Annotated in this window: 9 protein-coding genes; 3 read left to right on the plus strand and 6 right to left on the minus strand. The window is 73.4% G+C overall.

Annotated elements, in window-relative coordinates:
* Positions 1-134 precede the first annotated feature (134 nt).
* Positions 135-1,295: an ADP-ribosylglycohydrolase family protein gene (locus EF918_RS24725; protein ID WP_125650616.1), complete on the plus strand. Its 1,161-nt coding sequence runs from the start codon at positions 135-137 to the stop codon at positions 1,293-1,295.
* A 28-nt stretch (positions 1,296-1,323) separates the two neighbouring features.
* Here the strand turns inward: EF918_RS24725 and EF918_RS24730 are convergent, their stop codons facing one another.
* On the minus strand, positions 1,324-1,836 hold the full coding sequence (locus EF918_RS24730) for a hypothetical protein (RefSeq protein ID WP_260610621.1): 513 nt from the start codon (positions 1,834-1,836) through the stop codon (positions 1,324-1,326).
* 170 nt (positions 1,837-2,006) lie between these two features.
* Here EF918_RS24730 and EF918_RS24735 point away from each other — a divergent pair, with 170 nt between their 5' ends.
* Both EF918_RS24735 and EF918_RS24740 read left to right on the plus strand, forming a co-directional pair.
* Positions 2,007-4,862, plus strand: coding sequence for a TIR domain-containing protein (locus EF918_RS24735; protein WP_185921904.1), 2,856 nt, complete (start codon positions 2,007-2,009; stop codon positions 4,860-4,862).
* A gap of 53 nt (positions 4,863-4,915) precedes the next feature.
* The gene (locus tag EF918_RS24740) at positions 4,916-5,776 is read left to right on the plus strand and encodes a TIGR03619 family F420-dependent LLM class oxidoreductase (RefSeq protein ID WP_125650630.1); all 861 of its coding nucleotides are present in this window, start codon (positions 4,916-4,918) and stop codon (positions 5,774-5,776) included.
* On the opposite strand, the gene EF918_RS24745 is transcribed toward EF918_RS24740, so the two are convergent.
* From EF918_RS24745 to EF918_RS24765, 5 genes are all read right to left on the minus strand, one after another.
* Positions 5,773-6,561: a DUF4239 domain-containing protein gene (locus EF918_RS24745; RefSeq protein WP_125650622.1), complete on the minus strand. Its 789-nt coding sequence runs from the start codon at positions 6,559-6,561 to the stop codon at positions 5,773-5,775. The two genes, EF918_RS24740 and EF918_RS24745, sit on opposite strands and share 4 nt — an antisense overlap.
* 137 nt (positions 6,562-6,698) lie before the next feature.
* Complete coding sequence (locus tag EF918_RS24750; protein WP_125650624.1) at positions 6,699-6,998, minus strand: hypothetical protein; 300 nt, start codon at positions 6,996-6,998, stop codon at positions 6,699-6,701.
* A gap of 47 nt (positions 6,999-7,045) precedes the next feature.
* The gene (locus tag EF918_RS24755; RefSeq protein ID WP_125650626.1) at positions 7,046-8,617 is read right to left on the minus strand and encodes an APC family permease; all 1,572 of its coding nucleotides are present in this window, start codon (positions 8,615-8,617) and stop codon (positions 7,046-7,048) included.
* A gap of 339 nt (positions 8,618-8,956) precedes the next feature.
* Positions 8,957-10,426 carry an aldehyde dehydrogenase family protein gene (locus EF918_RS24760; RefSeq protein ID WP_125650628.1) on the minus strand — a complete coding sequence of 490 codons (1,470 nt, stop codon included), beginning with the start codon at positions 10,424-10,426 and terminating at the stop codon, positions 8,957-8,959.
* On the minus strand, positions 10,423-11,874 hold a 1,452-nt coding region (locus EF918_RS24765; RefSeq protein WP_260610622.1), incomplete at its 5' end, for an amidohydrolase family protein. The genes EF918_RS24760 and EF918_RS24765, both read right to left, overlap by 4 nt.

The raw sequence follows: 11,874 nt of genomic DNA on the forward strand, positions 1-11,874 counted from the left end.
GCTCCGGGGTGGGGGGCGTTCATCGAGCGCATTCCAGCCGTTCTGGCGGGACTTGCTCTACGGCGGGCGCACTCGGTCGGGATCCGTTCGATCCTGTCCACTACAGTGCGCGCCAGAGGCTGATCGGGGGACACATGGGCGACCGGACCAACGGGCGAGGGGTCCTCACCGGGCTGTGGGGCCGGGCCGAGCAGCAGGACTTCCGGGGGCGGGTGCGCGGGGCCCTGCTGGGGTCCGCGCTCGGTGACGCGCTCGGCGCGCCGGTGGCGGAGCTGAGCCTCGACGCCATCCACCGGGCGCACGGGCCGCAGGGCCTCCTCGACCCGGCGCCCGCCCCCTTCGCCTCCGGCCGCCGCGGCGCGGTCACGGCCGCCACCCAGCTCACCCTGTTCACCGTCGACGGCCTCATACGCGCCCACGTCCGCCGCGACACCGGCGCCTGGCACCCGCCCACCGACCTCCACCGCGCCTACCGGCGCTGGGCGGCCACCCAGCACGACTGGGGCCCGGACGAGCGCCGCGCGGACAACGGCTGGCTGGCCCGGCAGGAGTGGCTCTACACCCGCCGCGCCCCCGAACGCTCCTGCCTGACCGGCTTCGGCGACGACACCCTCGGCACCCTGGAGCACCCCAAGAACCCCACCGCCCGGGACGCCGCCGCCGCCGTCCGCTCGGCCCCGTTCGGGCTGCTCGTCGGCTGGGACCCGGGGCTCGTCCTGCAACTCGCGGTCGAGTGCGCCGCCCAGAGCCACGGCCACCCCGCCGCCTACCTGTCGGCCGGCGCCTTCGCCGTGGTCGTCCACGGCCTGGCCCGCGGCACGGCCCTCGATCCCGCCGTCCGACACGCGCTCGGCCTGCTGGCCGCCCGGCCCGGCCACGAGCCCGTCACGCAGGCGCTCGGGCGCGCCCTGACCGCCGTCACCGAGGGCGTCCCCTCGGCGAAGCTGGTCGAGTCCCTCTCCCCCGGCGACGCCCCCGGCTCCGACCGCCACGCCGAGGACGCCCTCGCCGTGGCCGTCTACTGCGCCCTGGTCGCCGAGGACGTCCGCCACGGCCTGCGCCTCGCGGTCAACCACGGCGGCGACTCCCCCGCGGCCGGCGCCCTGTGCGGGGCCCTGCTCGGCGCCCTGCACGGCGAGACCGCCCTGCCGGCCCCCTGGCTGGCGGAGCTGGAGGGCCGCGCCACCCTCCTCGAACTGGCCGACGACTTCACCCTGGAAATGACCCAGGGCCCGTCCCTCCACTCCCCCACCACCACGTCCCCGGCCTGGCTCACCCGCTACCCGCGGGCGTGAGGTGCCGCCCGCGGCCCGCCGCGGACGCCTACGAGGTCCCGGCGGCCGACCGCGCCCCCTGGTCCGGCAGCCGTACGGTGATCAGGTCGCCGACACCCGCGACCTCGTTCAGCGCCTGGGCCAGCGAGAGCAGCACCTTCCGCACGGACTCGATCTCCGCCCGCAGTTCCGCCGACCGCGCCCACCGGCGCTCGTGCGCGACCGGGTCCACCGAGGTCCCGCGGGTCGCCTCGTGCGCCGTGAGCAGCGGATGCCACTTGCTGAGCAAGGGCCTGATGGAAAGGTTCAGGACATTGACCGCCAGCACCCCGAACGTGACCTTCCCCGGCGCCACCCGCGGGGCCACGGCGGGCCCGTAGCGCCGGAGGATCTCCCGGGTCGTGGCGAAGACGGTGTAGAGCGAGGACAGCGCCTCGCGCAGCAGTCCCTCGTCCTCGCCCAGCTCAACGACCGAGATGCGGGTGGCGAGTTCGACGTAGAGCTCCCACGCGGCCTCACGCTCCGCGTCGACGGGCTCCCATGTGCCGCTGATCTCCCCCACGAACGGGATCGAGAGTTTGACCGTGATTTCCTGGGGCGCGAACCCGCCCGCGCGCCTGCCTCGGCCTAACCTCTGTCGCAAACCCATCCCCCAACCCTTCCCTCGGCGCGAACGCTCCATGCCACCCTACGAGTTGCCGCGTGCCGCACGGACCGTCAGGGGGGACGATCTTGGAACGTGATGCCTTCATCTCCTACAGCCACCAGCGCGACGTACCGCTGGCGGAGGCCCTCCAGAAGGGACTCCAGGGCATCGTCCGGACCCCCTGGCTGCGCCGCCCGGGGCTGAAGGTCTTCCGCGACACCACCAGCCTCGGCGCCAGCAGCGACCTCGGCTCGTCCATCACCACCGCCCTGGCCGGAGCCCGTTACTTCGTCTACCTGGCCTCCCCGGAAGCGGCCGCGTCCAAATGGGTCCGCCAGGAGATCGCGTACTGGCGCCGCAACCACGGGCTCGACCACTTCCTCATCGCGCTCAGCGACGGCCGGATCGTGTGGGACGACGCCGCCCGTGACTTCGACTGGCAGCAGACGAACGCCATCCCTCAGGAGCTGAGCTGGGCGTTCGCCGCCGAACCCCTCTGGGTCGACCTGCGCCCCTACCGCGCCTGCGACCCCGGCGACCGCTCCATGAGCCCCGGCGCCGACTTCCGCGACCGGGTCGCCTCGCTGGCCGCGCCCCTGCACGGCAGGACCAAGGACGCCCTGGACAGCGAGGACCTGCGACTCCAGCGCAAGGCGATCCGTGTGCTCCGCGGCGGCGTGGCCGTCCTCTCCGCCACCACCCTGATCGCAGCCGGCGCGGGCGTGTTCGCCTGGCAGCAACGGGGCGAGGCCCTGGCCCGCGCCCGTACCTCGGCCGCCCAGGCCCTCGCCGCCCGTGCGCTGGAGTCGGCGCAGGGCGACCCGCGCAAGTCGGCGCAGTTCGCGCTGTACGCGGACGCGACCCGCAGGATGGGCGAGTCGGCCCAGGCGCTGGGGCGGGCGGTGGCGGCCAACGACAACGTGGGGCGGCACCTCCAGGGAGGGTCCGGGGTGTACGACGGAACCCACGGCATCAGCAACATCTCCCCGACCAGGGTGGCCCTCAGCCGGGACGGGAACCTGATGGCCTACTACTCCGCCCTCGGCGGCCCCGCGGACTCCGGCGCCTCCGACGAGGCACCGTCCGACGTCCGCCTGTACGACATCCGGGCACGGCGGGAACTGCCGCGACTCACCGGCATCCCCTGGTCCCGGCTGCACGGTGGCGATCTCGCCCTCAGCGACGACGGGCGCTACCTGGCCGTGGAGACCGTGTACAACCGGATCGAGATCTGGGACACCACGGAGCGCAGACAGGTGCGGACCCTGACGGCCAGTGAAGGCCGCGACCTGGCCGAGGCGACCAAGGGGATGCGCGCCTTCGCGTTCTCGGGGGACGGTCGGCGGGTGGCCGCCGGCTATTACGTGGCCGGCCGCCCTACGGAGGCCTACCGCTTCACCGTGTGGGACACCGCCACGGGTGACGTCGTCCACGATGCGACAGCACCTCAGGACGCGATCGGAATCGCCTTCGACAAGGACGGCAACCTCCAGGTGCTGGACAGCGAGGCGTGCACGGTGCGCACGCTCCCCCGCGGCTCCACGGCCTGGAACGCCGCGCGCGAGATCCCGTGCCTGCCTGCGAAGGAGCGCGTCTATCCCCAACTGTCGGAGGACGCGAGCACGGCCGTGCTCTGGAACGAGTCCCGCCCGGTGCTCTGGGACCTGGTCAAGGGCGAGCGCCGCCTGGAGGTGACCGACCCCGCCGTCCGGGTCGACCCGGTCCTGCCCACCGCCGACCGCACCTCGTTCATCGCGTACAAGGGCCAGGAGGTCCTGGTCTACGACGCGACCCTGCGCCGCCGCCGCGTGATCGGGTCCTTCACCTTCCCCGTCATGAGCCTGGCCGCATCCGGCGACGGCCGCTGGGTGGCGGCGGGCTCCCGCGACGGAGCCGTGTCCCTGCTCTCCACCGACAGCGTCCAGGGCGGCGCCTGGCTGTCCAACGAGGACGACGTCCAGCAGAGCGAGCTCACCCCCGACCGGCGGGCGGCGTTCCGGACCCGGGACGGCGGGACGGACCTGTGGTCGGTGACCGGCGCGGGCGTGAAGCGGCTGGGCCGGATCCCCGTCCCGCTCGACCGCGGGAACGCTGCCGAGACCACGGACACCGTGCTGGTCAGCGCCGACGGCACCCGTGCCGTGACCGTGCACCAGGGCAGGACCGCGCTCTGGGACCTGAAGGACGGCACCCCGACGGCGTCCCCGACGTCGCAGGACGAGAGCCAGGGCCTGAGACCGGTCTCCTTCCTCCCGGACGGCGTCCACGTGCTGGCCCGTGCCGGCGGCCAGGAGGGCCTCCACGTCGTCGACACGCGGACCTGGAAGATCCGCCAGACCGTCCGCGCCCGCGGAAACGTCGTGGTCAGCGGCGACCTCGGCACGCTGGGCTTCTCCGACACCGGCGCGCTCTCCTTCTGGCGGTGGTCCGAGCACCGCCTCGTCCACGTCCGGGACACGGACATCAACACCTACGGCTTCCAGTCCATCGTGCTGAGCCACGACGGCAGGAAGGCCGTCTCGAAGAACGGCGACTCCCGCCTCGCCGTGGTCGACGTGGCGAGCGGCCGGGTCGCCACGAGCGACGGACTGGCCCGGGACGACCGGCGCGAGCCCGTCTTCAGCCAGGACGGCTCCTTCGTCGTCCAGGCGGCGGGCACCGGCCCGGAGGCCTCCCTCCAGTTCTGGGACTCCACCAGCGGCGAGGCCCGCGGCACCTGGACCATGGACCGCCCGGGCAGCGACACGTCCGCCGTGCAGGTCTTCGCCGGCGCCGACGGTGCCGTCCTCGCCTTCAACCCCGACGGCTCCCTCGTCCGCCGCGCCACCGACCTGGCCTCCTGGCGCACGATCCTGTGCACCGTCGTCCCCGACCCCCTCCCCCAGGGCGACCGCGACCGCTATCTGAGGGACCTCGACGTGTCCGCCCCCTGCCGTCCCTGAGCGTTTCGCCCTACCGTGGCCGGGGCCCCAACCTGACGGAGGTGTCAGCACGTATGCGGATCGCCACGACCATCTTCCTGACCGATCTGACGGTCACGCCCGTCCGGATCGCCCGGGCCCTGGAGGAGCGCGGGTTCAGTGGGTTGTACCTGCCCGAGCACACGCACATCCCGGTCAGCCGGGACACCGCCGCGCCGATGGGCGGTGAGCTGCCCGAGATGTACGGGCGGACGCTCGACGCGTTCGTGGCGCTCGGGCAGGCCGCGGCCGTGACCGAGCGGCTGCACCTGGGGACGGGGATCACGCTGGTCGCGCAGCACGACCCGATCGGGCTGGCCAAGCAGGTGGCGACGCTGGACCATCTGTGCGGCGGGCGGTTCACCCTCGGGGTCGGGTACGGGTGGAACACCGAGGAGGCCGCCGACCACGGGGTCGAGTGGGCGCAGCGGCGGGAGCTGGTGCGGGACCGGATGGCGCTCATGCGGGCCCTGTGGGCGCCGGAGCCGACCGCGTACGTCGGGCAGTTCTCCTCGGTCCGGGCCAGCTCCGCCCACCCCAAGCCGGTCCAGGCGCCCCGTGAACTGGCCGCGGGGATCCCGCTGTACGGCCCCCGCACCCTGCTCGGCGGCGCCGCCGGACCCAAGCTGTTCGCGGCGATCGCCGACCACGCCGACGGCTGGATGCCGATCGGCGGGCGCGGGCTGACCGAGAGCCTGCCGGTGCTGCGCTCGGTGTGGGAGCGGGCCGGCCGCGACCCCAAGGCGCTGCAGGTGGTCCCGTACGCCGTCCACCCCACCCCGGGCAAGCTGGCCCACTACGCCGACCTCGGCATCGAGGAGGTCGTGGCCCAGCTCCCGTCCGCCGAGGAGCCGGAGGTCCTGCGCGCGCTGGACGAGCTGGCGCAGTACCTCTAGCGCCAGAACTGGGACAGGGCCGCCTGCTGGTACGGGGCCGGGGTGACGCTCAGGTCACCGGAGAAGGGGCGGTCCAGGACCAGGACGAGGAGGAGGCTGAAGCCGATCAGGGCGGCGACGGCGCCGACGAACAGGAGTTGCATCTTCAGGCTGCGCAGGCCGAACAGGAAGGTCAGGGGGAGGATCACCAGGGCGCCGCCGTAGACGAGGATCTGGAGCAGGGTGGGCAGGGACTGTTCGGCCGCGGTGAGGCGGGCGCGGCGTTGGCCGGCCGCGTCGTTGAGGCGGGAGGCGGCCTCCTCGTAGAAGGTCTGTGCGCGGACCGAGGTGGGCTCGTAGGACTGGAGTGCCGTGTACATGGCGTGGGTCTGCTCGGCCGTGGCGTCGTAGCTGGGCCGGCCCGCGCGCATCCGGGGCCACTGGATCTCGACCACGGCGTGCACGTAGTCGCCGACGGCGTGCTCGACGCGGGCGCGGTCGGCGGGCGGGAAGGCCTCGGCGCTGCGGACGACGAGGGCGAGGTCGGTGGCCTCGCCGGAGACGACGCTCTGGGTGGTCTCCATCTGGGTCCACAGGGTGACCACGACGAAGGCCAGGATGATGCCGTAGATCGCGCCGAACATGCCGAGGGCCACGCCGACCATCTCGTTGTGCTCGCCCTCGGCCAGCCGGGGCCGGTAGCGGCGGGCGGCGAGGCTGCCGGTGACGGCGAGCAGGACCAGGCCGCCGACGAGGAGCACGGCCAGGGTGAAGGTGCTGAAGGTGTTCAGTAACCACAGGGACATGCCCTGCTCAACGAGCTGTGGGCGTGGGCGGTACCGAACCGGCGCCCCGCCGGGGGCCGGGCCGGGGCCGGCCCCCGGGCGGGTGTCGGTGGCCGGACCCCCGGGCGGGTGTCGGTGGCCGGACCCCGGGGCGGGTGTCAGTGGCCGGGGCCGCCGAGGGACGGGGGGTTGGGCAGGCCGCCGTCGAGGGCGGAGCCGCCGCTGCCCAGGGCGGAGCGGGTGGCGGTGGAGGTGACGGAGGTGACCACGCCGACGCCGGTCTCCGCCTCCTTGAGGGTCTGCCCGGGGTGGTCGGCCATGGAACCGAGCCGCTCGGTCAGCGGCTCGCCCTTGGGGAAGCCGTCGGCCTGGGCGACGGCCGGGGTCAGGGCGAGGGCGGCGCCGCCGGAGAGGACGAGGGCGGCCAGGGTGCGCTTCATGCTGCTCTTGGCGTTCATGGCCTGACCAACGACCCGCCCCGGATGCCGTCACCCCACCGGTCGGGTCAGTCCTCGACCACCAGGGCCGGCGTGGAGCGGGTGAGGACCTCGCCGCGGAAGAAGGCCGGGCTGCGCCGCTCGGTGACGAGCATGACGACCAGGCCGAGGAGCAGCAGGCCGACGCCGATCACGAAGACGTTGCCGATGCCGAGGCCGGGCAGGGTGGAGCCGGAGCCGTAGGACGGGTCCCAGGCGTCGTAGAGGGTCTTGACGAAGACCGCGGCCAGCAGGAGGCCGCCGAGCGCCGGGAAGACGCCCTTGAGGAACAGGTCGCGGGCGCTGCGGCGCAGCTCCTTGCGGAAGTACCAGGCGCAGGCGAACGCGGTCAGCGAGTAGTAGAAGCAGATCATCAGGCCGAGCGCGAAGATCGTGTCGGTGAGGACGTTCTCGCTGACCAGGGTCATGACCGTGTAGAAGGCGCCGGTGGCCAGGCCCGCCATGACGGTGGCCCGGCCCGGGGTCTTGAACCGCGGGTGGACCTTGGCGTACGAGGACGGCAGCGCCTCGTAGGTGGACATGGCCAGGACCGTACGGGCCACCGGGATGAACGTGGTCTGCAGGGAGGCCGTGGCGGACGCCAGGACGGCGACGAAGAGCAGGATGCCGAGCGCCGGGCCCATGACCGGGCCGGCCAGGGCGGCGAAGACGTTGCCGGAGGTCTCCTCGTTGGCCAGGCCCAGGCCCTCGCCGCCGGAGCCGACGGCCATCTGGGCGGCGACGCCGGTGGCCAGGTACGAGCCGACCAGGACGACCATGGCCAGCAGCGCGGCCCGGCCGGGGGTCTTGGCGGAGCCGGTGGTCTCCTCGTTGGTGGCCAGGCACGCGTCCCAGCCCCAGTACATGAAGATCGACAGCGACAGGCCCGCGGTGAAGGAGGCCATGGAGCCGACCGCGAAGGGGTTCATCCACTCCCAGGAGAAGTCCACGCCGGTGTCGAAGGCGCCGGAGCCGGCCTTGGACAGCGCCATGGCCACGAAGGCGGCGAGGACGACGAGCTGGAGGCCGACCAGGGTGTACTGGACGCCCTTGGTGGCGGTCATGCCGCGGTAGCTGATGGCGGTGGCGACGGCGATCAGGGTGAGACAGGTGAGGATGTGGACCGGCTTGTCCTTGTCCAGCGCGGCGATCTCCGGGTTGCCGGTGACCTCGCCGGCCAGCAGCCAGAAGTACGAGGTGGCCACGCCCGCCAGGTTCGACAGGACGATGATCGTGGCGATCACCAGGCCCCAGCCGCACATCCAGCCGACGCGCGGCCCGAAGGCCTTCACGGTCCAGGTGAACGAGGTACCGCAGTCGGGCACGGCCTTGTTCAGCTCGCGGTAGGCGAACGCGACCAGCAGCATCGGCAGGAAGCCCGCGAGGAACACGGCGGGCATCTGCAGGCCGACCTCGCCGGCGGTGGAACCCAGCGTGGAGGTCAGGCAGTAGACGGGGGCGACGGTGGAGATGCCGATGACGGCACTGCCGACGAGTCCGACGGAACCCTTGCCGAGGCCCTTGCCGCGGACCTCGCCGTCGGCCCCGGCGACCCCGCTCACCGTGTCTCCGGCCCGCGGCCGCACGTCCAGCTGTGTCATGGGACAGGACGGTAGAGCCTGCGGTTTCCACATCCGGATCCATCAACTCCGGATAGCGGACGCCGCCCAGCCCCCGGCGATGCCTTTGATTTCCGAGGCGGAATGCGTTCACGGGCGTGTAATGAAAGGTTCACATGGGCGGCCCAGGGCTGATTCCGGGGAGCTGGACCGAAGCTTTCGGAATGCGGAAATCGCACCCGTGCCCGTTTTGCCCGTTTCAAAACTTTCCCGTGTCATTTTTTGCCACGGCGGGGACGGGGCTCCGGCCCTCCGGCCGGGCCCCGCCCGGGCCCGCGCACCCGCACGCCCCGGATTACGTGGTCCGGGGCACGCCCCGGATCACGTCGTCCAGACGATCGACTGGACCTCGCTGTAGGCGTGCAGGGCGTACGAGCCGACGTCCCGGCCCACGCCCGACTTCTTGAAGCCGCCGAACGGCGCCTCCATGTTCCGGCCGATCGTGTTCACCCCGACCCCGCCGGCCCGCAGCCGCCGGGCCACCCGGAAGGCGCGGGCCACGTCGCCGGACCACACGTAGCTGAGCAGGCCGTAGTCGCTGTCGTTGGCCAGGGCCACCGCCTCCTCCTCCGTGTCGAAGGGGACGACCACGACGACCGGCCCGAAGATCTCCTCCCGGACCACGCGCATCTCGTTCGTGCAGTCCGCCAGCAGCGTGGGCGCCACGTAGAAGCCCTTGCCCCCGGGCCCCACCACCGGGCGCTCCCCGCCGACGACCACCCGCGCGCCCTCCTTGCGGCCCAGTTCGACGTACGCCTCGACCCGGTCCCGGTGCGCCGCGGAGATCACCGGGCCGACCACCGTGCCGCGCTCGGCCGGGTCGCCGACCTTCAGGTACGAGGCGTAGCCGGCCAGCCGGGCCAGCAGGGCGTCGTGGACGGACCGGTGGACCAGGACCCGGGTGGGCGCGGTGCAGATCTGGCCGCTGTAGAAGGAGAAGGTGGTGCCGATGCCCGTCGTCGCCGCGTCCAGGTCGGCGTCGTCGAAGACGATGGCCGCGCCCTTCCCGCCGAGCTCCATGAGCTGGCGCTTCATGGACCGCCCGCAGACCTCGGCGATCTTCTGGCCGACGCCGGTGGACCCGGTGAAGGACACCATGTCCACGTCCGGGGAGTCCACGGCCGCCTCGCCCACCGCGACCGACTGCCCGCAGACCACGTTGACCACCCCGGGCGGAGCGCCCGCCTCCGCCAGTGCCTCGGCCATCTTGAACACCGACAGCGGGTCCTGCGGGGCCGGCTTGACCACCACCGTGTTGCCCATGGCCAGGGCCGGGGCGACCTTGCCGGCCGGGTTGGCCCAGGGGTTGTTGTACGAGGTGATGCAGCTGACCACGCCGACCGGCTGGCGCACCTCCAGCGCGCCCAGCACGCTCGCCGCGCCCATCGGGCCGGCCTCGGTGACCTGCGGCGGCAGGCCCCGCTCGACCGGTTCCAGGGCGCCCGCGGCGTACCGGCGGAACCGGGCCACGCCCACCCCGACCTGCATCCCGCGGGCGATCCCGGTGGGCGCGCCGGTCTCGGCGCGGGCGAGCTCGGCCCACGGCTCGTACTCGCGCTGCATGATGTCGGCCGCCCGGTCCAGGACGGCCGCCCGCTCCTGCGGGCGGGTCCGCGACCAGACGGCGAAGGCCTCCCGGGCCGCGCGCGCGGCCTCGTGGACCTGCTCGGGCGAGGCCTCGGGGGCGAGCCCGACCACCGATTCGTCGGCCGGGTTGACCACCTCGTAGTGGCCTCCGGCGGGCTCCACCCACTCGCCGCCGATGAACAGCCGGGCCGTCCCGCCGCTCATCGGGTGCTCACCGTCCTCGTGTCGCGGCCCGAGCGCAGGACCAGGCCCGGGACCGCGCCCGTCACCTCGTCGTCGCGGACGGTCTCCACCCCGTTGACGCGTACGGAGACGATCCCGACGGCCCGGGAGTCCAGCCGGGGGCTGTCGCCGGGCAGGTCGTGCACCAGGGTGGCCGGACCGGCCTCGATCCGCTCGGGGTCGAACAGGACCAGGTCGGCGTGGTAGCCCTCGGCGATCCGGCCACGCTCGCGCAACCCGAAGAGCTGGGCCGGGTCGTCGGTCAGCATCTTCACCGCCCGCTCCAGCGGCACCAGCTTGCGGCCGCGCAGGCAGTCCCCCAGGAAGCGGGTCGTGTACGGCGCCCCGCACATGCGGTCCAGGTGCGCGCCGGCGTCCGAGCCGCCCAGCATCACGTCCTCGTGCTCCCAGGCCTCGGCGCGCAGGGCCCAGCTCGCCGGGTCGTTGTCGGTGGGCATCGGCCACAGGACCGTGCGCAGCTCGTCATGGGCGCAGATCTCCACCAGGCACTGGAACGGGTCCTGGCCGCGCTCGGCCGCGATGTCGCGCACGACGCGGCCGGACAGGCCCGCGTTCTCGGGGCCGTAGGTGTCGCCGATGACGTACCGGCCGAAGTCGGCCAGCCGCCGGAACACCCCCGCCTCCTTGCTGTCGGCCCGGCGCAGCATCTCCGCGCGCACCTCGGGGTCACGGAGCCGGGCGATCCGTTCGGGCACCGGCAGGGCCAGGACCTCGCCCCAGCCGGGGATGAGGTTGAGGGCGCAGAAGGTGCCCAGCGACATGTTCATCGGGGTGAGGATCGGCATGGTGAGGGCCACGATCCGGCCGCCCGCCTTGCGGGCCCGTTCGCTGGGCACGAGCTGGCGGGGGACGCGTTCGGGGACGGCGGAGTCGATGGTGAGGACGTTCCAGTTCAGGGGACGGCCGGCGGCGGCGCTCATCTCGACGAGCAGGTCGATCTCGTCGTCGGCGAACTGGTCCAGGCAGCCGGCGACGATCGCCTCCAGCTGGGTGCCCTCGTGCTCGCCGACCGCGCGGGAGAGCGCGATGAGCTCGGCGGGGCCGGCGTGACGGGAGGCGACGGGGGCGCCGTCGCCGTCGGAGTGGGTGGCGGACTGGGTGGTCGACAGCCCCCAGGCCCCGGCGTCCATCGCCTCGTGGAGCAGCTCCAGCATCTGCTGGAGCTGCTCGGGCGTCGGCGGCTCCGCCCCGACCGCGGCCTCGCCCATGACGTGCCGGCGCAGGGCGCAGTGGCCGACCATGAAACCGGCGTTGACCGCGATGCGGCCTTCGAGGGCGTCGAGGGTGGTCGACAGCCCCCAGGCCCCGGCGTCCATCGCCTCGTGGAGCAGCTCCAGCATCTGCTGGAGCTGCTCGGGCGTCGGCGGCTCCGCCCCGACCGCGGCCTCGCCCATGACGTGCCGGCGCAG

Origin of the sequence: Streptomyces sp. WAC06614 (assembly GCF_003949795.1) — a bacterium.
Taxonomy (GTDB): domain Bacteria; phylum Actinomycetota; class Actinomycetes; order Streptomycetales; family Streptomycetaceae; genus Streptomyces.